Source organism: Paraburkholderia antibiotica, assembly GCF_012927125.1.
GTDB lineage: Bacteria > Pseudomonadota > Gammaproteobacteria > Burkholderiales > Burkholderiaceae > Paraburkholderia > Paraburkholderia antibiotica.
In genome coordinates this window covers 139,710-164,958 of sequence record NZ_JABBFZ010000002.1, presented here as the reverse complement: position 1 = coordinate 164,958, position 25,249 = coordinate 139,710, and the positions used below count along the sequence as shown (strand labels likewise).

General features: G+C 64.7%; 22 protein-coding genes. 13 read left to right on the top strand and 9 right to left on the bottom strand.

Annotated elements, in window-relative coordinates; genetic code table 11:
* The first annotated feature begins 480 nt into the window (after positions 1–480).
* The 4 genes from HHL14_RS04765 to HHL14_RS04750 all read left to right on the top strand — a co-directional run bounded on the left by HHL14_RS04765 (position 481) and on the right by HHL14_RS04750 (position 5,068).
* Positions 481–2,193 (top strand): SulP family inorganic anion transporter, encoded by a 1,713-nt coding sequence (locus HHL14_RS04765; RefSeq protein ID WP_169496426.1) that lies wholly within the window; start codon positions 481–483, stop codon positions 2,191–2,193.
* A 331-nt stretch (positions 2,194–2,524) separates the two neighbouring features.
* On the top strand, positions 2,525–3,301 hold the full coding sequence (locus HHL14_RS04760; protein WP_169496425.1) for a DUF4118 domain-containing protein: 777 nt from the start codon (positions 2,525–2,527) through the stop codon (positions 3,299–3,301).
* Position 3,302: 1 nt separating this feature from the next.
* Positions 3,303–4,247, top strand: coding sequence for an alpha/beta hydrolase (locus HHL14_RS04755; RefSeq protein ID WP_230412922.1), 945 nt, complete (start codon positions 3,303–3,305; stop codon positions 4,245–4,247).
* Positions 4,248–4,261: 14 nt separating this feature from the next.
* Positions 4,262–5,068 (top strand): MipA/OmpV family protein, encoded by an 807-nt coding sequence (locus HHL14_RS04750; RefSeq protein ID WP_169496828.1) that lies wholly within the window; start codon positions 4,262–4,264, stop codon positions 5,066–5,068.
* Positions 5,069–5,146: 78 nt separating this feature from the next.
* Here the strand turns inward: HHL14_RS04750 and HHL14_RS04745 are convergent, their stop codons facing one another.
* The 3 genes from HHL14_RS04745 to HHL14_RS04735 form a co-directional block, all read right to left on the bottom strand.
* Positions 5,147–5,491: a hypothetical protein gene (locus HHL14_RS04745; protein ID WP_169496424.1), complete on the bottom strand. Its 345-nt coding sequence runs from the start codon at positions 5,489–5,491 to the stop codon at positions 5,147–5,149.
* Between the two features lie 164 nt (positions 5,492–5,655).
* Positions 5,656–6,294, bottom strand: a complete 639-nt coding sequence (locus HHL14_RS04740; RefSeq protein WP_169496423.1) for a LysE family translocator — start codon at positions 6,292–6,294, stop codon at positions 5,656–5,658.
* A 296-nt stretch (positions 6,295–6,590) separates the two neighbouring features.
* Positions 6,591–7,466: a LysR family transcriptional regulator gene (locus HHL14_RS04735; protein ID WP_169496422.1), complete on the bottom strand. Its 876-nt coding sequence runs from the start codon at positions 7,464–7,466 to the stop codon at positions 6,591–6,593.
* A gap of 181 nt (positions 7,467–7,647) precedes the next feature.
* Between HHL14_RS04735 and HHL14_RS04730 the strand changes: the two genes are divergently transcribed.
* From HHL14_RS04730 to HHL14_RS04705, 6 genes are all read left to right on the top strand, one after another.
* Positions 7,648–8,082: a VOC family protein gene (locus tag HHL14_RS04730; protein WP_169496421.1), complete on the top strand. Its 435-nt coding sequence runs from the start codon at positions 7,648–7,650 to the stop codon at positions 8,080–8,082.
* 471 nt (positions 8,083–8,553) lie between these two features.
* Positions 8,554–11,820: an efflux RND transporter permease subunit gene (locus HHL14_RS04725; protein ID WP_169496420.1), complete on the top strand. Its 3,267-nt coding sequence runs from the start codon at positions 8,554–8,556 to the stop codon at positions 11,818–11,820.
* A 23-nt stretch (positions 11,821–11,843) separates the two neighbouring features.
* On the top strand, positions 11,844–13,067 hold the full coding sequence (locus HHL14_RS04720) for an efflux RND transporter periplasmic adaptor subunit (RefSeq protein ID WP_169496419.1): 1,224 nt from the start codon (positions 11,844–11,846) through the stop codon (positions 13,065–13,067).
* A gap of 41 nt (positions 13,068–13,108) precedes the next feature.
* Positions 13,109–14,608, top strand: a complete 1,500-nt coding sequence (locus HHL14_RS04715; protein ID WP_169496827.1) for an efflux transporter outer membrane subunit — start codon at positions 13,109–13,111, stop codon at positions 14,606–14,608.
* A gap of 194 nt (positions 14,609–14,802) precedes the next feature.
* Positions 14,803–15,489, top strand: coding sequence for a heavy metal response regulator transcription factor (locus HHL14_RS04710; RefSeq protein WP_042328199.1), 687 nt, complete (start codon positions 14,803–14,805; stop codon positions 15,487–15,489).
* Positions 15,486–16,961: a heavy metal sensor histidine kinase gene (locus HHL14_RS04705; RefSeq protein WP_169496418.1), complete on the top strand. Its 1,476-nt coding sequence runs from the start codon at positions 15,486–15,488 to the stop codon at positions 16,959–16,961. Before HHL14_RS04710 ends, HHL14_RS04705 begins: the two co-directional genes overlap by 4 nt.
* On the opposite strand, the gene dinB is transcribed toward HHL14_RS04705, so the two are convergent.
* The 4 genes from dinB to HHL14_RS04685 form a co-directional block, all read right to left on the bottom strand.
* On the bottom strand, positions 16,928–18,094 hold the full coding sequence (dinB, locus tag HHL14_RS04700; RefSeq protein ID WP_169496417.1) for a DNA polymerase IV: 1,167 nt from the start codon (positions 18,092–18,094) through the stop codon (positions 16,928–16,930). The genes HHL14_RS04705 and dinB overlap by 34 nt on opposite strands.
* Positions 18,095–18,396: 302 nt before the next feature.
* Positions 18,397–18,975, bottom strand: coding sequence for a YceI family protein (locus HHL14_RS04695; protein WP_169496416.1), 579 nt, complete (start codon positions 18,973–18,975; stop codon positions 18,397–18,399).
* Between the two features lie 48 nt (positions 18,976–19,023).
* Positions 19,024–19,596, bottom strand: a complete 573-nt coding sequence (locus tag HHL14_RS04690; protein ID WP_169496415.1) for a YceI family protein — start codon at positions 19,594–19,596, stop codon at positions 19,024–19,026.
* 146 nt (positions 19,597–19,742) lie between these two features.
* Positions 19,743–20,300, bottom strand: a complete 558-nt coding sequence (locus tag HHL14_RS04685) for a cytochrome b (RefSeq protein ID WP_169496414.1) — start codon at positions 20,298–20,300, stop codon at positions 19,743–19,745.
* Between the two features lie 225 nt (positions 20,301–20,525).
* Between HHL14_RS04685 and HHL14_RS04680 the strand changes: the two genes are divergently transcribed.
* On the top strand, positions 20,526–21,776 hold the full coding sequence (locus HHL14_RS04680; RefSeq protein WP_169496413.1) for an arsenic transporter: 1,251 nt from the start codon (positions 20,526–20,528) through the stop codon (positions 21,774–21,776).
* Positions 21,777–21,974: 198 nt separating this feature from the next.
* Here the strand turns inward: HHL14_RS04680 and HHL14_RS04675 are convergent, their stop codons facing one another.
* Both HHL14_RS04675 and HHL14_RS04670 read right to left on the bottom strand, forming a co-directional pair.
* Positions 21,975–22,223, bottom strand: coding sequence for a hypothetical protein (locus HHL14_RS04675; protein WP_169496412.1), 249 nt, complete (start codon positions 22,221–22,223; stop codon positions 21,975–21,977).
* 373 nt (positions 22,224–22,596) lie between these two features.
* Positions 22,597–22,941, bottom strand: a complete 345-nt coding sequence (locus HHL14_RS04670; RefSeq protein WP_169496411.1) for a hypothetical protein — start codon at positions 22,939–22,941, stop codon at positions 22,597–22,599.
* Positions 22,942–23,260: 319 nt separating this feature from the next.
* On the opposite strand from HHL14_RS04670, the gene HHL14_RS04665 reads away from it, so the two are divergent.
* Both HHL14_RS04665 and HHL14_RS04660 read left to right on the top strand, forming a co-directional pair.
* Positions 23,261–23,551 carry an EF-hand domain-containing protein gene (locus HHL14_RS04665; RefSeq protein ID WP_169496410.1) on the top strand — a complete coding sequence of 97 codons (291 nt, stop codon included), beginning with the start codon at positions 23,261–23,263 and terminating at the stop codon, positions 23,549–23,551.
* Positions 23,552–23,657: 106 nt separating this feature from the next.
* Positions 23,658–25,244, top strand: a complete 1,587-nt coding sequence (locus HHL14_RS04660) for an efflux transporter outer membrane subunit (protein WP_169496409.1) — start codon at positions 23,658–23,660, stop codon at positions 25,242–25,244.
* Positions 25,245–25,249: the final 5 nt, after the last annotated feature.

Here is a 25,249-nt window from a genome sequence, read left to right as displayed (position 1 = left end):
GCGTGCGGCGCTTTGCTGGATTTTTATTTACATCGGCGGCACTTTTTTAAGACAGTTGTAATTCTTGGCAATAGTGCTTTGCGGTTTTCCCTCATTCAAATAACGTCAAATCTCTTTAAACTTGCCGGTAACAATTTGTTACCGGAGTGAGTGATGTTGGCCGTTTTTTTGATTGCCTGTCCGATCTGCATCGCAGCGCTGTTTGGTTTTGCGCGCCATGTGGATCCGCAGACCGGGCAGTTCAAGCGTTGAATTCCACACGCCGATTTTTCGCGCGGCCATGTCGTGAGAAAGAGCCGGCCGAGGTCGTTCCTGGTTGGTTGTCTGTCAGGTTCGAACGCGTCGTCGCCGATTTTCTTTCGACCTGCTTTCTTTCTCCATTTCCCTCGTTAGTCCGTTCGACCTTCGGTCAAGTCTTGCCTTGATGTGCCGACTCGCGGCACGATGCGCGATAAGCCAAGTTTTGGGGCTGCATCGCGTATGCAAGATTTTCTTCGCAGGACGACCGCACGCGCCAGCGTGCTGAAGGGCATTCTTCCGTTGAGCCGGGCCGCGGCCGCGCGCGATGCGCTGGCCGGCGTCCAGCTTGCGTCGATGGATATTCCGCAGGTGCTCGGCTATGCGCGGATCGCCGGCATGCCGGCGGTCACCGGGCTTTACACGGTGTTTTTGCCGCTCGTCGCATTTGCGTTCTTCGGCGCGTCGCGACATCTGGTGGTCGCCGCCGATTCGGCCACGGCGACGATCTTCGCGAGCCGTCTGTCGACGATGGCGCCCGCGTCGAGTGCCGAATACGCGACGCTCGCCGCGATGGTCGCGCTACTGACCGCCGCGTTGCTGCTCGTCGCGCGCATCTTCAAGCTCGGCTTTCTCGCCGATTTCCTGTCGCGCACGGTGCTGGTCGGCTTTCTGGCCGGCGTCGGCGTGCAGGTCGGCATCGCGATGCTCGGCGACATGCTCGGCGTGCCCGGCCATGCGTCGAGCAGCGTCGATCAGTTGCTGCTGGTCGTGCGCGAGGCCGCGCAGATCCATTCACCGACGCTCGCGATATCGGTGCTGGTGGTAGCCGCGATTCTGCTGTGCAAACGCTTCTGGGCACGCTTGCCGGTGCCGTTGATCGCGGTCGTCGCGGGCATCGCGGCGAGCGACGTGTTCGGCTTCGCCGCGCACGGCATCTCGATCCTCGGGCCGGTGGCGGGCGGCTTGCCGCCGCTGCGCATCCCGCTCGTCACGTGGCAGCAACTGCTCGACCTGGTGCCGGTCGCGGCGTCGTGTTTCGTGATGATCGTCGCGCAAAGCGCCGCCGCGAGCCGCGTGTTCGCCGAGCGCTATCACGAACCTGTCGACACCAACGCCGACCTGCTCGGCATCGCGGCCGCCAATGCGGCGGCGGCGTTCTCGGGCGCGTTCGTCGTCAATGGCAGTCCTACGCAGACCGCGATGGCCGATCGCGCCGGCACGCGCAGCCAGTTCGCGCAACTCGTGTTCGCGGCGGTGGTGGTGGTCGTGCTGCTGTTTTTCAGCCGCTATCTGCAGTATCTGCCGCATTGCATTCTGGCGAGCATCGTGTTTACGATCGCGGTCGGCCTCGTCGATCTGCGCACGCTGTTCGCGATCCGCCGCGAAAGCCCCGGCGAATTCGCGCTCGCGCTGTTTACCGCCGCGGCGGTCGTGCTGATCGGCGTCGAGCACGGCATTCTGGTGGCGGTCGCGCTGTCGCTGCTGCGTCACGTGCGGCACAGCTATCGGCCGCACACGATGATGCTCGCGCCGAACGGCGACGGCCTGTGGGTGCCGGTGCCGGCGGAGCCCGGCATGGAGACCGCGCCGGGGCTGATCGTCTATCGCTTCGGCGCCGATCTGTTCTATGCGAACGACCATTTTTTCGTCGACGATACGCGGCGCCTCGTCGATCATGCGCCGAACCCGGTGCGCTGGTTCGTGGTCGACGCGAGCGCGATCACCGATCTCGACTATTCGGCGGCGCGCTCGGTGGGCGAGCTGTGCGCGTCGCTCAAGCGCGGCGGGATTGAGGTAGTGTTCGCGCGCGTCAATCGTTATCTGCGCTCGGACATGGATCGGCATGGGATCACGCCGATCGTCGAGGAGCGCTGCATTTTCGGCACGCTGCACGAGGCGCTGAGCACGGCGGGGGTGGAGAAGCCGCATGAGCAGGTGAAGGGGGCGCCGTGACGAACGTCGCGAGCCGTGGTGACTTTATGATTTTTTGACATTTATCGTGTCGTTCGACGGCATCGTCGTTCGATAAAACCGGGCGCTCTGCCCATCCGGCCCGCGTCGCCAGATAATGATCGGCGACGCGTTGGCCGCGTGCCTCCGATCTTTGTAAACGGTGGTAATATCAGCCGCCGCTGAGATTTCTCGCGGCATACGGTTGCCGTCGATCGATCGGCAACCGTCCGTTCTGTCGCATGTTCTGCAATGAAGATAAGTAAAGCGCGATGGATCGCCGATGCGCGATCCTTGTGCTATGGCCCGCCCGCATGTGGGCGCCCGGGGATCCATGAAAGTTCGTAACGCCCGCAATTGGGGGCCAAGAGGTCTGCGCCGGTGGTGCCTCGCCGCTGGCGCGCTCGCTGTGGCCAGCGCCATCCGTCTTGCCTTGCATCCCTTGCTCGGCCCCATGCATCCCGCCACGACGTTCTGCATTGCCGCCGCACTGGTCGAATACTATCTCGGCCTCGGGCCGGCATTGACCGTCATGGTGTTCGGTCTCGGCATCGCCGACTATATGTTCGTGCCGCCCTACAGCAATATCACCTACATCGACGGACGCGATCTGGTGCTGCTGGTGTCGTATCCGCTGCTTACGCTGATCGTGATTACGTTGATCGAGCGTTTGCGCCGCGAGGAGTCGCGCGCGCAACTGATCGCATCGGTCGCGCAATCGCGTTACGAGATGCTGCTGCGCCACGACAACGAACGCGCGCTGGCACGGCGAGCGATCGACGAGACCCGTCGGCTGCTGCGCCACCTCGCGCAATATCACGACGGCTTCATCCTCATCAAGGGGCTCGAGCATAACGCCGCGCAACGCGCCGGCACGAAGGCGAGCGGCGCAGCCGAATTGCCGCAGGCCGCCGAAATCGCGCCGGGCCCGTTGTTCGACGCACTGCATCCCGACGACGTCCAGCGCCTCAGCAACGCGCTGTGGCCCGGGCATCACCGCGTGCGTCTGCGCAGCGACGAGCATGAGCACGAATTCCGGCTGACGAACTGCAGCTGTGAGCGCTTCACGACCCACGCGGGCGATTTCCTCGTGCTGCGCACGGAGCACTGAAATGGCGACCATCGAAACGGAAATGGCCGCCTCGGCCGCGACGTCGTCGCAAGCGCCGGCCGGGCAGTCCGCGAGCTTCTTCAGCGAGGGCGACGGCCATGCGGTCCTGATGCTGCACGGTCTGTCGAGCTCGCCGCTCGAATTGCGCTACCTCGCGCGCTATCTGCAAAGCGAAGGATTCACCGTGTACGCGCCCGTGATCGAAGGCTATAGCGCCGCGTCGGCCGAGTTGCCGATGGAGCGCTGGGTCGAAGGCGCGGTGCGCGAATTCGATGCGCTCGCCGCGCGCTACGAACGCGTGTCGATCTGCGGGCTGTCGATCGGCGGAGCGCTCGCGCTGCGGCTGATCCGCGAACGTCCGGCTGCGCAGGCACTCGTGCTGCTGTCGCTGACACTGGCCTATGACGGCTGGGCGATCCCCTGGTATCGGTTCCTGCTCGATTGGGCCTACTTCACGCCGTTGCGACACCGCTATCGTTATCGCGAGGCCGAACCGTTCGGGGTGCGAAACGAAGCGCTGCGCAAGAAGATCGCGCGCTCGATGCAGCGCAACGACTTCAGTGAGGTCGGTCCGTCGACGATCTCCCTGGCGGCGCTGCATCAGGCTTCGCGCCTGGCCCGCGCGGCCCGCAAGGAGGTCGCGGCGGTACAGAACGACACGCTCGTGATCCATGCGATCGACGACGAAACCTCGAGTCCGCGCAATCCGCGTTTCGTGATCGATCGCATCGGCGCGAATTTTCTGCGCACGCTGTGGCTCGACGATTCGTATCACATGATCACGTCGGATAACGAACGCGAGATCGTGGCGCGCGAGACGGCGCTGTTCCTGCGGGAAAGCGAACTCGCGCGCGGTACGCAGGACGCGCCGGGCCAACCGGTCGTGTCGAAAGCCCTCGCGCGCAGGCTGCGTCAACTGGCGGCGGTGGGAAGGAACCGGACTTGAAACGTTTCATATCGATGAACGCGCTGGCGAGCGTGGCCGCGCTCGCACTCGCGCCTTATGCATGGGGTGACGACGCGCCGGCCCAAGCGCCGACAGCACAGCCGGCCGCGACGTCCAACGCCGCCCGGAGCGACTCGCCGTGGAAAATCTCGATCGGCCCCGGTTTCTACCTCGCGCCGCAATATCCGGGCGCGCGGCATCTGAAACTCTATCCGTTTCCGTCTCTCGACATCTCGTATCGCGATCGCTTTTTCTCGCAGGGGCCGGACGTGCTCGGCGTCAATGTCATTGCTTCGGAGAACTACCATGTGGGCGCGTCGCTGAGCTTCGACTTCCAGTCGCGCTCGGTTTCCGACGATTCGCATCTGCATGGCCTCGGCAATGTCGACGACGGCCCGAAGCTGCGCCTGTTCGCCGACTACACGCTGTGGGCTTTCACGGGGGCCGTGGCGGTCTATCAGGACATCAGCGGGCACGGGCAGGGTACGACGGCGAGCGCGGATCTGTACGCGTCGTTGCCGCTGCCGGGCTGGCTGTTCTCGGTGGGGCCGGGGCTCACCTGGGCCAACGCCGTCTACACGCATACGCTGTTCGGCGTGACGCCGCAGCAGAGCGCGGCCTCGGGGCTGCCGGTCTATCAGACCGGCGCGGGCATCCGCGATCTGCACATGACGTTCTACGCGACGCACGATTTCTCGAAGCACTGGGTCGGCTCGGTCAATGCGACGCTCGGGCGTCTCCAGCGCTATGCCGCCGGCAGCCCGATCACCGAAAGCCGCCGTGAACTGACGACGTTCGCGGCGCTCAATTACCGCTTCTGATCTTTGCGGCACTTGCGGCACGGTAGTGGCGATGCCGGCCGCCATAGCGGCACGGTCAGGGCGTGTGGCTTGCGACGCTTACTCGTCCGCGAAAAAATGACCGACGAAAAAGCACGCGCCCGCACCGATCACGCCAAGCGCGGCGACCGTGTACGCGAGCCGCACGCCGTGCCACAGACTGTCGAACCATTGATGCAACTGCGCCATCAGCACTGCCGCGTTGCCGCCGATCTGCTGCAGTTCGATCTGATAGCGCGGATCGACCGCGCCGTACATCGCGACCGCGCTATCGGGCGGCGGCACGCTCAGATAGATCAACGCAGCCGCGATCAGCGCGATGATCAGGATCGCCGCGCCGGTGAAGTAGAGCCGCTTTTGCAGCGGCGAGCGTGAAGTGGGTTGAGGGGCGTGGTTGCCGTTCATCGTGTCGGGTTGGGCGCGCGGGTTACCGCCGTGGATGGAGCCGAGCCGTCAGTATCGCAGAGCGACGGGCGGGCGCTGGCTGATTGCTTTGCCTGATTGCTGGCCGGGCGACGTTCAAGCGCAGTCCGGCCCGACCCTGTGTGGCTCATCCTCCAACCACGCGCTCAATTGCGCGACATCAGCAGCTTGACCCCGGCAATCCCGAACATGATCGCGAGCGAGCCGTCGAGCCAGCGCCGGATCGCCGCGTAGATGCGCCGCGCGGAGGCTGTCGAGAACAGCATCGCGTAGCTGCTGAACACCGTCGCGCCGATCACCATGCAGCCGAGCACGACCGGCAGCACGTGCGTGGCGCCGTGCGTCGGCGACATCGCGAGCGAGACGATCGACAGCCACACCAGCACCGCCTTCGGGTTCGTCAGATGCAGCAGCAGGCCGCGCAGATAGAGCCGCCCGAGCGGTTCGTCGACGCGTGCCACGCTCTGTGCCGGCCGCTCGGCGCTCAATGCCGAGCGCGCGGACTTGAAGCCGAGCCACAGCAGATACAGGCCGCCCGCGATCCGGATCGCGATGATGCACTGCGAGTAGCTGGCGAGCACCGCCGACAAACCGAGCGACGCCAGCAGCGCCCACGAGAACGAGCCGGACACTACGCCGAGCGCGAACACCAGCGCGGCGCGCCGGCCGGCGCTCATCGCCAGCGACATGATCGCGAGATTGCTCGGCCCGGGGCTCGCGGTGCCGACGAAATAGGCGCTGTAGGCGATCAGGACATCGGCGGTGAGCAGCGGGCTGGCGATCATGGGCGGGCAATCCGGGGTGGGCGCGTGGCGCGATGCGACGTGTGGGCGGTTAAGTTGGCGACGGAATAAGCGGCAAATAAGCAACGAAACGGCAGCGAGGCGAGGACGAAACCACAACGAGACAGCAACGAAGCGGCAACGAAACAACCACAAAAACGAGTTCCGATTCTGCGCGCGCTCACCCGAAACTCACAGATACAGTTGCCCGTTCGTAGGGCAGCACACTCGCGCGGATGAGCGCCCGCGCTTTGCTCCACCGCACCCGCTCACATTTGCGCACCCATTCACGCCCCGATTCACGCCCCCGTCACCCCCGCAATACACTCCGCCAGCGCATCCGTCACCACCTGCCGGCTATGCCGCGGCCGCAGCACCATGCCGATCTCGCGATGAAACGTCGCGTCGCCGAGTTCGAGCGCGGCGACGCTCGCCGGCCATTTGCCGAGTCCGGCCGTGTCGGGAATCAGCGCGACGCCCATGCCGCGCGCGACCAGTTGCACGATCGCCTGCAATTCGTCGAGCTCGATCGCGTCGCGCACAGTGAGGCGCGCGCGCCGCAGAAACCGATCGACCAGCCGCCCACCGAACGACGCTCGGTCGTAGCGGATGAACGGCTCGCTCCTGAGCAGCTCGCGCCACGAACGGCCGCCGCGTGCGAGCTTCTTCGGTGCGAGCAGCACGAACGGTTCGCTGACGAGCGTGCGCCATTCGAGTTCCGACGGCAACGCGAACGGTGGCTTGATGATGACCGCGAGATCGAGTTCGCCCGAGTCGACCTGACCGAGCAGCCCCAGCGACACGCCCGGCACCACGCGAATCCGCCAGCCCGGGCGCGCCTCGCGAAAGCGCGCGAGCGCGTCGGCGAGCAGCGACACCTGCGCGGACGCGATCGCGCCGACCCGCAGCATGCCGCTCTCGGCCGTGCCCGCGCCGCGTTCGGAGAGCCGCGCGTACAGCGTCATCATTTCCTCGGCGAGCACGAGCGTTTCGCGGCCCGCGTCGTTGAGCGTCGCGGAACGGCCGGTGCGGTCGAACAGCGCGAAGCCGAGCTCCTCCTCGAGCCGCTGCATCTGCGCGCTGACCGCCGATTGCGTGAGTCCGATGCGCGCGCCCGCGCCGGAAAACGTGCCGTATTGGCTGACGGCGATGAAGGTCTTCAGTTCGCTGAGCATGATCGATCAATCGATTTTGGTGATGGTCAGGTCAAATATATATCGTTTCTCAGCATTTTTATTCATGGTTAAACTTGCCTCACGTCGTTCGTGGCCATCGTTCTCGTGTCAAGTTACGCAGCCCACGAATCCACGAATTCAATCTCCACCCAAGTCGTTTTTACTCCACGAGTCTTCGATCATGAGCGCTGCCGAAACCGTTTTGCCGCCGTTCCATCTGGCCTTCCCCGTGCATAGTCTCGCCGCCGCACGCGAGTTTTACGGCGAATTGCTCGGCTGCCCGGAAGGGCGCAGTTCGGAGGCGTGGGTCGATTTCAATTTCTACGGCCATCAGATCGTCGCGCATCTCGCGCCGGACGAACTCGGTCATCGCCATACCAGCAAGGTCGACGGCGACTCGGTGCCGGTCCGCCACTTCGGCGCGGTGCTGTCGATGGAGCAATGGCAGGCCGCCGCGGACAAATTGCAGAAGGCCGGCATCGAGTTCATCATCGAGCCGCACGTGCGCTTCAAGGGCGAAGTCGGCGAACAGGCGACGATGTTCTTCCTCGATCCGTCGGGCAATGCGCTCGAATTCAAGGCGTTCGCGGATAGGTCGTCGCTATTCGCCAAATAAGCCGGTAAAGCAGCGTGCCCATCGGTCTATAACAGATGGGCTGTTGCAACATTGAAAAAAGGCCGTTCGACCGTCCAGGTCGAGCGGCTTTTTTTTATGCGGGAACGTCGTCAGCGCGCCGCCAGCGTGCCATCAACGGTTAGCCGACAATGACCTAAGGACACAAAAATTCACGGCTTCGTACCATTCAAACTGAAAGCATGTTTCACAATATTTCGACCGAGCGCCTGCTCGCGCATCGGTCGACATTTCAGCAACGCTCCATTAATTGCCGTTAATTCAATTCAATAAACGTTTGCGTGCCGGCAATCGAAAAGCCCATTCGGCGCCATAAAAAAACGCGCATTCGCTTACAACAACCTTCCTGACAATCCTGCCATTTTCGCGCCATGCAGGTGTTGGTTCTACCGATCTAGCATAGGCGCAGAATTTCAATCTCTCCCTCCACCCGCACCTCTCTGGCCCGTTTCAATGTGGATCGTCAACGTAGCACTTAAGCGGCCATACACGTTCATCGTGATGGCGATTCTGATCGTGCTGGCGACGCCCTTCGTGCTGTTCACCACGCCTGTCGACGTGCTGCCGGAAATCAACATTCCGGTGGTCAGCATCATCTGGACGTACACGGGGTTGTCGTCCGAGGACATGGCCAACCGCATCACGTCGGTCAACGAGCGCAGTCTGACCACGACCGTCAACGATATCGAGCACATCGAATCGCAGTCGCTGCCCGGCATCGCGATCCTGAAGGTGTTTCTGCAGCCGAACGCGAACATCCAGACCGCGATCGCGCAGACCGTCGCCGTCGAGCAGGCGCAGTTAAAGCAGATGCCGCCGGGCGCGACCGCGCCGCTCGTGATCAGCTATTCGGCGTCCAGCATCCCGGTGATCCAGCTCGGCCTGTCGAGTCCGAAGCTCTCCGAGCAGGACCTGAACGACACCGCGCTGAACTTCCTGCGCCCGCAACTGGTGACGATTCCGGGCGCGGCTGTGCCGTATCCGTACGGCGGCAAGTCGCGGCTGATCTCGGTCGACCTCGACACGCGCGCGATGCTGGCCAAAGGCCTGACGCCGACCGACGTGGTCAACGCATTCAACGCGCAGAACCTGATTCTGCCGACCGGCACGGCCAAGATCGGGCCGCGGGAATACACCGTCAACATGAACGGCTCGCCGGCCACGGTCGAGGGGCTCAACGACATTCCGGTGCGCACCGTCAACGGCGCGACCACCTATCTGCGCGAAGTCGCGCACGTGCGCGACGGTTACTCGCCGCAGACCAATATCGTGCGGCAGAACGGCCATCGCGGCGTGCTGATGTCGGTGCTGAAAAACGGTAATGCGTCGACGCTGTCGATCGTCGATACGCTGAAGGGGCTGTTGCCGGGCGCGCGCGCGGCGCTGCCGCCCGATCTGCAGATCACCGCGCTGTTCGATCAGTCGGTGTTCGTGAAGGCGGCCGTGCAGGGCGTGGTGCGCGAGGCGCTGGTCGCCGCCGCGCTGACCGCCGCGATGATCCTGCTGTTTCTCGGCAACTGGCGCAGCACCTGCATCATCGCGATTTCGATTCCGCTGTCGATTCTCGCGTCGCTGCTCGCGCTGCACGCGCTCGGGCAGACCATCAACATCATGACGCTCGGCGGCCTCGCGCTCGCGGTCGGCATATTGGTGGACGACGCCACGGTGACGATCGAAAACATCGAACGGCACCTGCATATGGGCACCAATCTGCACGACGCGATTCTCGACGGCGCCGGCGAAATCGCGGTGCCGGCGCTGGTCTCGACGCTGTGTATCTGTATCGTGTTCGTGCCGATGTTCTTCCTGACCGGCGTCGCGCGCTATCTGTTCGTGCCGCTCGCGGAAGCCGTGGTGTTCGCGATGCTCGCGTCGTACATCCTGTCGCGCACGCTGGTGCCGACGCTCGCGATGCTGCTGATGGGCCACGCGCACAAGCCGAAGGAGGGTACGAAGCCGAATCTGTTCATGCGGCTCTATCACCGCTTCGACGCCGGTTTCGAGCGCATGCGCGCGGCCTACATCATGATCCTGAGCAGTCTGCTGGTGCGTCGCAAGATGTTCGGCAGCCTGTTCCTCGGTTTCTGCGTGCTGTCGATGGGCCTGTTCTTCGCGCTCGGCGAAGACTTCTTCCCGAGCGTCGACGCCGGCGATATCCGTCTGCACATGCGCGCGCCGACCGGCACGCGGATCGAGGAAACCGCGCGGCTCGCCGACGAAGTCGAGAAGGTGATCCGCGAAGTCGTGCCGCCGAAAGACCTCGGCACGATCCTCGACAACCTCGGCCTGCCGTATAGCGGTATCAACCTGTCGTACAGCAACGCGGGCACGATGGGCACGCTCGACGGCGAGATCCAGATCGCGCTGAACGAAGGACACGCGCCGTCGCAGGTCTATATGGACAAGCTGCGCACGATCCTGCCGCAGCGCTTTCCGGGCGTCGAGTTCTTCTTTCAGCCGGCCGACATCGTCACGCAGATCCTGAACTTCGGTCTGCCGGCAGCGGTCGACGTGCAGATCGCCGGCGCCAATCAGCAGGGCAATTTCGACGTCGCGCGCAAACTGCTCAAACAGGTGCGGCTGATTCCCGGCACGGTCGATACCCACATCCAGCAGAAGCTCGACGAACCGGTGATCGATCTGCACATGGACCGCACGCGTTTGCAGCAATTGAACCTGAGCGCGAACGATGTCGCGCAGAACGTGCTGATTTCGCTGTCGGGCAGCTCGCAGACCTCGCCGGGTTTCTGGATCAACAACCACAACGGCGTCGAGTACAAGGTGGCGGTGCAGACGCCGCAATACCAGGTGTCGTCGATCGACGAACTGCTGCGCACGCCGGTGTCGGGTTCGTCGAACGGGCCGACGCAACTGCTCGGCAACCTCGTGCGGATCGCGCCGCAAAGCCAGTTCGCCGAAGTTTCGCACTACAACATCCGGCCTGTCATCGATCTGTACGTGAGCGTCGAGAAGCGCGATCTCGGCAGCGTCGCGAATCAGGTCGACAGGCTGGTCAACCAGGTGCGCGCGTCGCTGCCGCGCGGCAGCACGATCACCGTGCGCGGCCAGGTGCAGACGATGCGCAGTTCGTTCCTCGGGCTCGGCGTCGGCGTGGCGGTGGCGATCGTGCTCGTGTATCTGCTGATCGTCGTGAACTTCCAGTCGTGGGTCGATCCGCTGATCATCGTCAGCGCGTTGCCGGCCGCGCTCGCCGGCATCATGTGGATGCTGTTCCTGACCGGCACGCACCTGAGCGTGCCGGCGCTGACCGGCGCGATCATGACGATGGGCGTCGCCACCGCGAACAGTATTCTGATGGTCTCGTTCGCGCGCCAGCGGCTCGCGGCCGGCGCGCCGCCGCTGACCGCCGCGCTCGAAGCGGGCGCGAGCCGGATCCGGCCGGTGCTGATGACCGCGTTTGCGATGATCATCGGCATGATCCCGATGGCGCTCGGCCTTGGCGAAGGCGCCGAACAGAACGCGCCGCTCGGCCGTGCGGTAATCGGCGGTCTGCTGTTCGCGACGGTTTCCACGCTGTTTTTCGTGCCGCTCGTGTTCGCGGGGATTCACTCGTGGCTCGCGCGCCGACACGGCAGGAACGGCGGAGACGATAACGGCGGCGGCAATGGTGGAGGCAACGACGGCGGCCACGATGGCGGCAACGCCGGCCACGACGGCAGCGCCGCGCCGGAACACCGCAGTGCGGCGACGCCCGCGTAAAAGTTAAACGATGGTTGACTGAGATGACCGAAAAAACTCATGCATCGCTCGCGATCCCGTCGCGGGAAACCGAACAGGGCGAGCACCTGCTGCCGCCGCGCCAGCGCGAATGGAAGCGCGCGAAGATCGCGGTCCTGATCGTGTTCGTACTGCTTGCGGTCGGCACGCTGCGCACGGTGATCGCGAACGTGCTGCAAAGCCGCGAGGTCGCGGCGACCGCGCAGCAGAATGCGCAGCAGTACGTGAACGTGGTGCTGCCGACGCAGACCGACAGCGGCGGCAACACGCTGCTGCCGGGCACGCTGCGCGGCTACGTCGAGTCGCCGATCTATGCACGCGCGACCGGTTATCTGCTGCACTGGTATGCCGATATCGGCGCGCACGTGAAGCAGGGGCAACTGCTCGCCGAACTCGATACGCCGGAAATCGATCAGGAACTCGCGCAGGCGCTGGCGCAGCGTCAGCAGATCAATTCGAGCCTTGCGCTCGCGAAGAGCTCGCTGGATCGCTGGCAGCAGTTGCGGCAACGCGATGCGGTGTCGCAACAGGAACTCGACGAGCGGCAAAGTACCTACACGCAGGACATCGCGAATCTCGCCGCCGCCGATGCCAACGTCAAGCGTCTGCAGCAGCTCGAATCGTTCAAGCGGATCGTCGCGCCGTTTACCGGCGTGGTCACGCAGCGCAATGTCGACGTCGGCGATCTGATCGACGCGGGCAGCGGCACGAGCCGGGCGCTGTTCGCGCTCGCGCAGTCGGACCCGCTGCGCGTCTACGTGCAGTTGCCGCAGGCGTATGCACAGAACGTCGCGGTCGGACAGAAGGTCGAGGTCACTCAGGCCGAATTGCCGGGGCGGCAGTTCGGCGGCACGATCACGCACATTTCCGGTGCGATCGACGTGCCCACGCGTTCGCTGCAGATCGAAGTGACGCTGCCGAATTCCGACGACACGCTGCGCCCTGGCGCCTACGTGCAGGTCGCTGTGCCCGCCACCGCGCATGCGCGGCTCACGGTGCCGGGCAATGCGCTGCTGTTTCGCGCCGAAGGCCCGCGTCTCGCGGTCGTCGATGGAAAGGGCAATGTGAATCTGCACAAGGTCGTGATCGCGCAGGACCTCGGGCAGACGCTCGAAATCGAAAGCGGCATCGCGCCGACCGATCGCATCATCATCAACCCGAGCGATTCGATCGCCGACGGCGATCACGTGCAGGTGCAGCCGCAGAAAAGCGGCAAGGGGGCATCGTGAAGTTCGCGGTTTGCCGTCGCGCGTCGACGGCGCTCACCTCCGTGACCTCCGGCGCGGCGTTCGCGACGCTGAGCGCGTGCGCCGGCGCGGCACTGCTCGCCGCCTGCACGGTCGGCCCCGATTATCAGCGCCCGCAAGCCGAGGTGCCGCCCGAGTGGCACACCGATTCGTTCTGGCGCGTCGCGGCGCCGTCGCATGCGCCGATCGCGCCGGACTGGTGGACGGGCTTCGCCGATCCGACGCTCGCGACGCTGGAAACCCAGGCACTCGCGCAGAACCAGACGCTCGTCGCCGCCAGCGCGCACTACGAGCAGGCGAAGGCCACGCTCGCGAACACGAGCGCGCAGCGCGTGCCCGAAGTCGATCTGAACGCACAGGCTTCGCGCTTTCGCATTTCGCGTGACCGGCCGCTGACGAACTACGCGACGCCGACCCAATCGACGGTGCAGAACAACATCCAGCTTGGTCCGACGATCAGCTACGACACCGATCTGTTCGGCCGCATCCGTCGACAGGTGGAGGGCGCGAAGGCGTCGGCCGAGCAGTCGGCGGACGATCTCGCGAACGCGCGCCTCGTGCTGACCACCGACCTCGCGACCGACTATTTCTCGCTACGCGAACTCGACAACGAGATCGATGTGCTGAACCAGTCGGTGAAGCTGCAGCAGAAAGCGCTCGACTACGTGAACACCGAGCACGATCTCGGTTCGGTGTCCGGTCTCGACGTGCTGCAGCAGAAGTCGCAACTCGATTCGACGCGCGTGCAGGCGCAGCTGCTGCTGAACCAGCGCGCGCAGTACGAGCATGCGATCGCCGCGCTGGTCGGCGTGCCGGCCCCGCAGTTCGCGATCGCGCCGCAGGTGCTCGACATCAAGGCCCCGGCGATTCCGCTCGGCGTGCCGAGCGACGTGCTGCAACGACGGCCCGATGTTGCGTCGGCCGAACGCGCGATGGCCGCCGCCAATGCGCAGATCGGCGTGGCCAAGGCGGCGTTTTTTCCGAGCCTGACGCTGACGCCGGGCATCGGTTGGGAGAGCACCGAGTTCGCGAGTCTGCTGAGCGCGCCGACGCTGATGTGGACGCTCGGCGCCACCGTCGGCCAGGTGCTGTTCGATGGCGGCCGGCGCGCGGCTAACGTGAAGTACGCGAGCGAGGGCTATAAGGCGACCGAGGCGAATTATCGGCAGACCGTGCTCGTCGCGTTCCAGCAGGTGCAGGACGGCATTACGGGTCTTTCTGTGCTGGATGGCGCGTCGAAGCAGTCGCACGAGGCGGTCGAGGATGCGCAGCGGCTACTGTCGCTCGCGAACGATCGCTATTCGGGCGGGCTCGTCGCGTATCTGAACGTGATCGACGCGCAGGAGTCGTTGCTGACGAGCGAGCGCACCGACGTGCAGATTCGCGGGCAGCAGCTGACGTTGTCGGTGGCGCTCGTGAAGGCGCTGGGTGGCGGTTGGACGGGAAGCGGCGACGGCAGCGCGGCGCAGGCGGTGCCGTCCACAATGGCGCAGCAGAAGGAGACGTCCGCACCGGCGCGCTGACCGCGCCCGCCGCGCTCGCGCGTGGCGGCCTGCGAGCCGGTGAGCGTGTAAGCATGAGCCCGCCGGTCGCCACGGCGGCCCGGGCAAATCAGGGCGTTTCGTATAATGGATCGTTAAGCAGAACGTTATGCAACGACGTTGCACGAGACCGCGGCCGGTGCCGAAGCACCCGCCGCGGTCGACAGGGGACCCGCATGAAATTGCTGATTGTTGAAGACGAGCACAAGGTGGTGGACTACCTGCGCTCCGGTCTGACAGAGCAGGGTTGGGTCGTCGACGTCGCGCTCGACGGCGAGGAAGGCATGCATCTGGCCACCGAATTCGATTACGACGTGATCGTCCTCGACGTGATGCTGCCCAAGCGCGACGGCTTCAGCGTGCTGAAGGCGCTGCGCATGCGCAAGTCGACGCCGGTCATCATGCTGACCGCGCGCGATCACGTGAACGACCGCGTGCGCGGTCTGCGCGAAGGCGCCGACGACTATCTGACCAAGCCGTTCTCGTTTCTCGAACTCGTCGAGCGTCTGCATGCGCTGGCGCGCCGCACGCGTTCCCAGGAGTCCACGCTGATTTCGGTCGGCGATCTGTTCGTCGATCTGATCGGCCGGCGCGCGACGCGCGACGGCGTGCGGCTCGATCTGACCGCGAAGGAATTCCAGCTGCTCAGCGTGCTCGCGCGCCGTCAGGGCGATATCCTGTCGAAGACCGCGATTACCGAACTCGTGTGGGACGTCAATTTCGACAGCCACACCAACGTCGTCGAAACCGCGATCAAGCGCCTGCGCGCGAAGCTCGACGGCCCGTTTCCGTCGAAGCTGCTGCACACGGTGCGCGGGATGGGCTACGTGCTCGAAGTGCGCGAAGAGGCCGAATCATCATGAACCGTTCGATCGCCCGGCGGCTTGCGTCGATGTTCGCGCTGGTCGCGCTGTTCGTCTTCACGCTGGTCGGCACCGGGCTCTTTCTGGTGCTGCGCACGCAGCTCGAACATCATCTGCGCGAATCGCTCGACGATCGCACGCAGATCGCGCGCATCATCGTCTATCACGCGGTCACGCCCGAGAAGTGGCGGATGGCGCGCGAAAAACTCACCGACATGACGCCGCACGACAGCAGCACCGTGTACTCGGTGTCGAGCGAGGACCCGAGCTATCACTTCGGCACGCCGGTGCAGGGCACGGTCACGAAGAGCTGGCCCGGCGGCTATGCGCGCATCGCGCCGGCCGGCGGCGGCCCCGACATGCTGACCTCGACGGTGACCTTGCCCGCCAATGCCGCGCGTCCGCCGGTGCAGTTGCAGGTCGCCGCCAGCTATTCGCCGAACCTGCGCACGATGCGCGTATTCGGCTCGGCGCTCGCCGCGCTGTCCGCGCTCGGCAGTCTCGCGGTGCTGCTGCTCAGCTATTCGGTCACACGCATCGGCCTCGCGCCGCTCACGCGTTTGACGCGCGATGCGTCGGCGGTCAGTCCGAACAATCGCTCGCAGCGCCTGAACACCGCGTCGCTGCCGCTCGAACTGAACGATCTCGCCAACTCGTTCAACGGCGCGCTCGAACGGCTCGACGGCGCGTATGGCCGGCTCGAATCGTTCAACGCCGACGTCGCGCACGAACTGCGCACGCCGGTGACGATCCTGATCGGCCAGACCGAAGTCGCGCTCACGCGCAACCGTTCGGTCGACGATCTGCGCCACACGCTGCAATCGAATCTCGAGGAATTCGAGCGGATGCGCGCGATCATCAACGACATGCTGTTCCTCGCGCGCGCCGATCAGGGCGAACGCGCGACCGGGCTCATCGAGGTGTCGCTCGCGGCGGAAGTCGCGCATACGCTGGAGTTTCTGGAGATCCCGCTCGAAGAGGCGCGCGTGCATGCGCATCTACACGGCGACGCGATGGCGCGCGTGAACCGCTCGCTGTTCGGCCGCGCGTGCGCGAATCTGCTGATGAACGCGATCCAGCATTGTGAGCCGGGCGCGTCGATCAACGTGACGATCGCGCGCGGGGAAGGCGAGTTGCGCGATCAGGTGCGCGTGATCGTCGCGAATCCGGGGGCGCCGATCGCACCGGATATCCTCGAGCATCTGTTCGACCGCTTCTATCGCGCGGAAGTCTCGCGCACCAATAGCCGCGAAAACCACGGGCTCGGTCTCGCGATCGTGAAGGCGATCGCGGAGATGCATCGCGGCACGGTGTCCGCGCAGAGCGCGAACGGCGTCAATACGTTCTCGTTCTCGGTGGCGGCGTCGGTGATGTCGATCGCGTCGGGCGATGTGCCGGCTGCGCGCGCGAATGCGTCCGACGCGGCCGCCGACACCGCCTATTCGTCGCTCGCGAAAGGCAAGTCGGCCTGAACCGGCAGGCGCGGTTTGCGCGCCTGTTCGCTCGCCGACGTCAGCGTACTGATGCGCACGCCGAGCAGCCGCAGCTTGCGGTTCAACTCCACCCGTCGCAAACACTCGGTCGCCGCGCGGCGGATGTCGGTCGCGTCGGCGGTCGGTTCGTCGAGCGTCAGGTCGCGCGTGACGGTGCGGAAATCGTCGTAACGCAGCTTGATGCCGACCGTGCGGCCCACATAGCCCTTACGGACCAGATCGCCGGCCACACGCACGCACAGCGCCGTAAACGCGCTCGATAACGCCGGCCGGTCGTGACGCGGATGCAGATCGCGCTCGAAGGTCGTCTCGCGGCTGATCGACTTGGGCTCCGATTCGACCACCACCGGCCGCTCGTCGTGGCCCTGCGCGACCTGCATCAGCCACGCCGAGTAGCTGCGCCCGAAGTTGTCCTGCAACAGCCCCGCGTCCGCGGCGGCCAGATCGCCGACCGTCGCGAGGCCTAGCGCGGTCAGCTTTTCCGCGGCCTTCGGACCGATGCCGTTGACCTTGCGCACCGGCAGCGGCCACACGCGCAGCGGCACGTCGGCCGGCGTGAGCAGCGTCAGGCCGTCGGGTTTATCGAGTTCGGAGCCGATCTTCGCGAGCAGCTTGTTCGGCGCGACGCAGATCGAGCAGGTGAGGCCGGTCGCTTCGTTGACCGCCTGCTTGATGCGGCTCGCGATGTCGCGTGCGTCGTCCGGCAGCTCGGTCAGATCGATATAGATTTCGTCGATGCCGCGATCCTCGATGCGGTCCGTGAAGGTGCGGACCGCCGCCTTGAAGAGGCGCGAATAGTGACGATACGAATCGAAGTCGGTCGGCAGCAGGATCGCGTCGGGCGCGAGCGCGGCCGCTTTCATCATGCCCATCGCCGAAAACACGCCGAGCGCGCGCGCCTCGTAGGTCGACGTGGTGACGACGCCGCGGCCCGCGTAATCGCGCAGCTTCGCGAAGCGCTTGCTGCCGTCCGCGAGTATTTCCGGCGCGCTGTTACGTCCGCCGCCGATCACCACCGCACGACCGCGCAGCTCCGGATAGCGCAGCAGCTCGACGGATGCGTAGAACGCGTCCATGTCGAGATGCGCGATGCGGCGAAGCGGTGCGTTCATGAGGCTAAAACCAGGTGACGGGCGTGACGGGTGGAGCGGTGAGCGGTGGCGGTGTTGTGTCGTCGGCCTCGATGAGGGCGGCGGCGGATTCAAAGACGCGGCGATGCGCCAAGCCGTAATAGTACCTTGCGGTGAGGGCGGGGAAGCGGATGAGGACGCGTGAGGCGTCGGGAAGTAGAGAAAAAGCGGGGGGCGCGGAGGAAAGTGCGCAACGCGGGGAAGCGCTGCGGAACGCGAGAAAAGCGCAAAACGAAGCACGGTTGCGGCGCCATCACACACGCCGCAACCGCGTGAAGCAAGACTTACTGCTTGATGCCTTCAGCCTGGATGTGCAGCGTCGTCTTCATGTTGAAGCCGTATGCCTTGCCGAAGTCGATGCCGAAGTCGTCGCGATTGAACGTCGCGGTCGATTCCGTGCCGCACACTTCGCGCTTGAGCATCGGGTGCTGCATGCACTTGAACGAGACGATCTGCAGATTGACCGGCCTGGTGATGCCGTGCATCGTCAGCGTGCCGATCACTTCGACCGGCTTGTCGCCTTCGAAGCGGATCGACGTGCCCTTGTAGGTCGCGATCGGGTACTTCGCGGTGTCGAAGAACTTGTCGGTCACGAGTTCGGCGTCGAGCTTGTCGTTGCCGATGTCGACCGAGTTCAGATCGATCGTCACGTCGACCGTGCCGGTCTTCGCCGCGCGATCCAGCACGACCGTGCCGCTGCTCTTCTTGAACTTGCCGCGCCAGACCGACAGACCGCCGAAGTGATCGGTCTCGAAGCTCGGATACGTGTGGGTCGGATCGAGCATATAGGTGTCGGCGGCCATCGCGTTGAACGACAGGGCGGCGGCAAGCGCGCCGGCGGCGAGCAGGAAGGATTTCTTCAAGTTGGACTCCAGGTATCAGAAGGTGAAGCGGTGCTGCGCTGGCCGGCGTTATTTCTTCGCGACCAGATGAAATTTGATGACGACTTCGTCGGCGACGACTGACGTGTCTTTCCATTCGCCGGTGCCGACGTCGAACTGCGTGCGCTTGATCGGCAGCGCGCCGTCGAAGGTTTGCGTGGCGCCCTGGCTCGCGATCGCGACCGGCACGACGACCGTCTGCGACTTGCCCTTGATGGTCAGCTTGCCGGTCACCTTGTACTGGTTGCCGCCGGCCGGCGCGATCGAACTCGACACGAAGGTCGCGTTCGGATACGCGGCGCTGTCGAACCATTCCTTGCCTTGCGCCTGCTTGTTGTAGTCGTCGGCGCCGAGGTCGTAGCTGGCGGTGTCGATCGACACGCTCGCGCTGCCCGCGGCCGGCTTCGCCGGATCGAAGTTCAGTTGTGCGGAGAACTTTCTGAACTTGCCGTCGACCGGCACGTTCATCTGTCTGGTCGTCGCGATCACGCTGCTTTTCGCGAGGTCGACGTCGGCTTGCGCGAGGTTCGCGCCGAACAGCGTCAGCGCCGCAACCGAAGCGAGCGCCGCGCGATGAGCGGAGAGAGAGAAGAGTGTTTTCATGGTGGTACGCATCCTAGCGGAGCCGCGGGGCATCATTGCACACCGCGAGGAATTAGATTGCCAATAGCTCGTAGCCAATCGTGACTTTCGTATTTATTCAAGGTGTGATATTGGGGCGCACCCAAGGCGTGCCCCGGCGTGTGCCATTAATCACGGGTCTTCAGGAACGGCACCATGCACGCGAGCAGGCCGTCGCGATCGACGAACTGATGCTTGAGCGCGGCGAGCACGTGCATGGCCACCAACGCGAGCAGCGTGTAGTTGAGCAGCACGTGGAGCGAGCGCAGCGTGGCCTTCAGCGCTGGGTCGGGACCGATAAAGGTCGGCAGCGGCACGATGCCGAGATACACGACCTGAATGCCGGCCGCCGAGCTGTAGAAGTAGCCGGACAGCGGAATCGCCAGCATCAGCAGATACAGCACGCCGTGCACCGCGTGCGCGGCGGCCTTCTGCCATGCGGGCGTGGCGGCATCGAGCGGCGGCGCGCGGTGCGTCGCGCGCCACAGCACGCGCAGCACGGCGAGCGCGAACACGGTCACGCCGAGCCACTTGTGCCACGAGAAGTACTTGAGCTTGGTCGGCGTGAAGCCGGGGATATCGGTCATGATCCAGCCGATATAGAAGCCGCAGATCATCAGCGCCGCGATCAGCCAGTGCAGCGCGATGGCCGCGCCGCTATAGCGTGTGGAAGCTCGAGTTTGCATCGTGTTCTATCCGTTGCTCGCGGAAGGCCGCGTGGGAATGCGGATAGTAGGGATGCCAGGTAAAACTGAATAGGCGGGCACGGGAGAACAGATTGTTGTCGTCGTGATGCTAATGGGGTTGAAAGGCTTTCGCGCGGGACCGGATGTGGTAATTTGTGACCCCGAACAACAAGGCCGCATGTGGTTGCGCGGCTGTCGAAATAACTCATCATCCGGGCTGATGCTGTGAATTCCGTTTTTCTTTCCTGGGGTATTGCCGCCGTTGCAACGGCCGGTGTGATCACGCGGCCGTTCAAATGGCCCGAGGCCGTATGGGCCGTCGCCGGCGCGGTGCTGCTCGTCGCGCTCGGTCTGCTGCCGCTGCCGCTCGCGTTCGAGGCGATCGGCAAGGGCACCGATGTCTATCTGTTCCTGTTCGGCATGATGCTGCTCTCGGAGGTCGGCCGCCGCGAAGGACTGTTCGACTGGGTCGCGGTGCTCGCGGTCAATCATGCGCGCAGCTCGCCGCGCAAGCTGTTCGTGCTGGTGTATCTGTTCGGCGTCGTGATCACGGCGTTTCTTTCCAACGACGCCACCGCGGTCGTGCTGACCCCCGCCGTGTTCGCCGCCGCGAAGAAGGCGAAGACGCCGCCGTTGCCGCTACTCTTCATCTGCGCGTTTGTCGCCAACGCGGCGAGCTTCGTGCTGCCGATTTCGAATCCCGCCAACATCGTGCTGTACGGCAATCACACGCCGCCGCTCGGACACTGGATGGCGCGCTTCACGGTGCCGTCGGTGCTGTCGATCGTCGCGACCTTCGTGATGCTGCGCTGGACCCAGCGCGATGCGTTGGCCGGCGTCTGCGAAGCGAATCTCGACGTGGTGAAGCTGTCGTCGAGCGGCCGCGTCGCGCTCGCGGGCATCGCGGTCACGGCCGGCGCGCTGTTGACGGTGTCCGCGTACGACATCCAGCTCGGCATGCCGACCGCGATTCTCGGCACGCTGACCGCGCTCGTCGTGTTGCTCCAGGAGCGCAAATCGCCGCTGCCGATGATCCGCGAAATTTCATGGAGCGTGTTGCCGCTCGTCGCCGCATTGTTCGTGCTGGTCGAAATGCTCGATCACACCGGCGTGATCAACGCGCTCGCGGCCGAGTTGCGGCGCGCGACCGAGCACAACGAAATGGCCGCGGCGGGTTGGGCGGGCGCGATCATCGCGTTCGGCAGCAACCTGATGAACAATCTGCCGGCGGGGTTGATCGCGAGTTCGACGGTGATGCAGGCGCATAGCCCCGAGCGCGTGATCGACGCACTGCTGATCGGCGTCGATCTCGGGCCGAATCTGTCGATCACCGGTTCTCTTGCGACGATCCTGTGGCTCAACGCCATTCGCCGCGAGGGCGAGGACGTGAGCTTCATGAAGTTTCTGAAGGTCGGGGTACTGGTGATGGTACCCGCGCTGGTGTTGGCGTTGGGGGCGCGGGTGTTGATGGGGTGAGGGGACTTGCTGCTTTCGCTTCGTACACAGCATCGTGTGACGCGTAACGACCCACCGACGTACAAATCGACAACCCTGATCAAGGTTTGCGGTAACCGTCCGACGCGTCAATTTCAGCTCGGACGTTTACCGCATGCGGCTGTCGTTTTCGCCGGTGTCTGTCCGCTGTGTCATGGTCTATGGGTCACGTCCGCTGTGTCATCGACCCGTGCTCACGGTCGAGCGTTGCCGCGCCGCTCCGGTGATCTGATCGATCCGCGCGCCGACCGAGCGCAGGATCGTTTCGAGGTGGGCGACGCGCGCGCGTTGCGCCGGCATCATCGACGACCGGTTCAACGCGTGCAGCCGACTATGCCAGTACGACAGCGGAAAGCGGTCGCGAGGAGAGATCAAGCCAAAAACGACTTCGAGGTGGGCGATTTCTTTATCGATATCCTGGTAACTCATCTGAAAGGTTCCGGAAAGTGGGGGATTAGCCCGCGCGAACTTCCGTATAAAAGCAAACTCCGTTCCAGTTTGTCCGTAGGCGGCTCGAGCCAGTCTCCGTGGCGGAAAGCGCCGATTCCACACGCAAGCGCGACGCCGCGAAAATGGTAAGAAGCGGCCAACGCGTGCAAGCTTTACTTGCGGCGCTGACAGCCCCCAATTGGCATCGCTACGGCCGATGCACAGCCCGGTCGCATCCTTTTCGGCAAACGGAATTCGCAACGCGTGCGGGCGAAACGCGTGTTCTGCGCCGATTCCTACACCGATTCCACGGCATCGAAATACGCGGTTGCGGTAATCGCCAACGCGCACGGCCAACACGCGAGGCGCCAGGTCAATTCGGCACGATCCCAAGCGGTTGCGCGTAGTTGACCACCGGCGCGGGAACGACCGCGTAAGCGGCGGCGGGCGACACGACGGTCGCACCGGCGGCGCCGGTCGTTGCGCTCGCCGGCTGCATCGGCGGCGCGGCGACGATCGTCGAGACTGCAACGGGCACGGCGACCGGCGGCGCCGATACGTACATCGGATAGATCGGCACCGGGTAATAAGCCGGCCGAGGCGGCGGCGCGTAGACCACGGCCGCGGGCAGATACACGACGACGCGCGCATAAGCGACGGGCGAGCAGGCAAGACCGATGGCGGTAAAAGTCGAAGCGCAGGCGAGACGAATAGTCACTTGGGACTCCTGAGATGCGCGGGTAGCGCGGTCGGTAGCGAAGGCGCTGATGGCGCCGTCGGAAGATCGGAACGACAAACGAAAACGAAAACGAAAATGAAAACGAAGCGAGACGAACGATAGACAGCCCGCGCGCAAAACGGAACGGCAAACTCATTTCATCCGATGTCACGACGCAGAGGCACGTCGACTCATGACATTGCCCGACATGATTCTGCAATTGCGGTCCGGCCGCGGCTGGCCAAGAATTCGGCCTGTCATCGAAACGGTTCGCGGCATTGGCAGGCGACGACCGGTGACCGAACCGAAGGAGTCAGTCATGAAGAAGTTGCTCGTCACCGTGCTGCTGTGCTGCGCATCCACCGTCACGTTTGCGCAGGCCGCGCCGCAAGGCATCGATCCGCAGCGGATGGAGCGCATGGCGCAGCAGTTGCAAACGCGCTTTTCAAACGCCAATACCTCGCACGACGGCAAGCTCACCCGCGAGCAGGCGGCCGCCGGCATGCCGATGCTCGCGCGCCATTTCGACGAAATCGACACGCAGAAAGTCGGTTACGTGACGCTGCCGCAAATCGAGGCATTCATGCAGGAACGCGGGGCAGCGCACTGAGCGGCGCGGATATCGGCGGGATCGTAGGGGACGTGGCCGCGTGGCGCGTCGTGGCCCATTGTCCCGGACCCCGGCCGTAGCCCGACACCCACAACAGGACCGTGCGATGAAAGCTGTCCCGTTCCGCTCTCCGTGTCTCGTCGGCGCCGCGTGCATCGTGGTCGCGGCGAGTCTCGCGCTCGGCGGCTGCGTGACGGTCGGGCCGGACTTCAAAGAGCCGGACGTGACGCTCGAAGACCAGTGGTATGAGAGCCTGCCCGCCGCCGCGCAACACGCGCCCGCGAACGAGGCGGCCTGGTGGACCGCATTCGACGATCCGGTGCTGACGGCGCTCGAGCAACGCGCGCTCGAACGCAACCTGTCGCTGCAGATTGCAGGACTGCATATCTTCAAGGCGCGCGCGCAGCTCGCGATCAGCGAGCAGGATCTGCTGCCGCAGTCGGGCAGCGTGTCGGGCGGCGCGAACCACATCAATACGAGCGGCGTCGGGCCGTTTCCGCCCACTCATCTGTGGGCGGAGCATCTGCACGTGAGCGCGGGCTGGGAGCTCGATTTCTGGGGCAAATACCGTCGCCAGATCGAATCGGATCGCGCGCAGTTGCGCGTGTCGGAGGCCGCGTACGACAACGCGCTGGTGTCGCTATTCGCCGACGTCGCCAACGCGTACATCGATTTGCGCGCACTTGAACAACGCATCGCGGTCGCGCAACAGAACCTGAAATCGGTGCAGCAGAGCCTCGCGTTGACGCAGTCGCGTTACAGGCACGGCGCCGCGACCCAGCTCGATGTCGAGCAGGCGGCGACGCTTGTTGCCGAAACCGAGGCGCAGATTCCACCGCTCGTGAAGGCGCGCGCGCAGGATCGCGACACGCTCGCGGTGCTGCTCGCCGATCCTGTCAGCGCGGTCGACGCGCAATTGCAGGGCCGCTCCGCCGTGCCCGTTCCGCCGACGCAGATCGATGCCGGGATTCCGGCCGATCTGTTGCGGCGCCGTCCCGACGTGCGCCAGGCGGCGTTGAACGCGGCCGCGCAATCCGCGCTGATCGGCGTGCAGAAGGCCAAGCTGTATCCGTCGCTGTCGTTGACGGGGCTGTTCGGCATGTCGTCGGGCGAACAGCACGGCATCGGTCTATACCCATGGGGCAGCAAGACGCTGGGGCTGTTTTCAGCCGGTATTTCGGTGCCGATTCTCGAACGCGGTCAGTTGAAGAACGCGGTACGCATTCAGGACGCGGCGTTCCAGGAGGCGGTGTTCGACTATCAGAACACGGTGCTACAGGCGCAGAAGGAAGTCGAGGATGCGATTGCCGGCTTGCGCACGTCGCTCGATGCATTGGCCGCGTCATCGCGCGCCGTCGATGCATCGCAGCGCGCGCTGAAGCTCGCGAATGCGCAGTATCGCTCGGGCGACGTCACGTACGACACGGTGCTCGATGCGTCGCGCTCGGCGTTGCGCGACGGCGATTCGCTCGCGCAGAACCAGGGGATCGCGGCGCTCGCGGCGGTGTCGTTGTATCGCGCGCTCGGTGGCGGCTGGGAAGTTGCGCGGGGACAGCAGGTGGTGAGCGAGCAGATCGCCGCGCAGATGGCGCAGCGCACCGACTGGGGACGCCTGCTGAATCCGCCGGCGAATTCGCCGCTGGCGCGCGCGGGGGCCAGCGGAATCAGTAGTGGAGAGGCCGCGGAAAAATAGGCAGG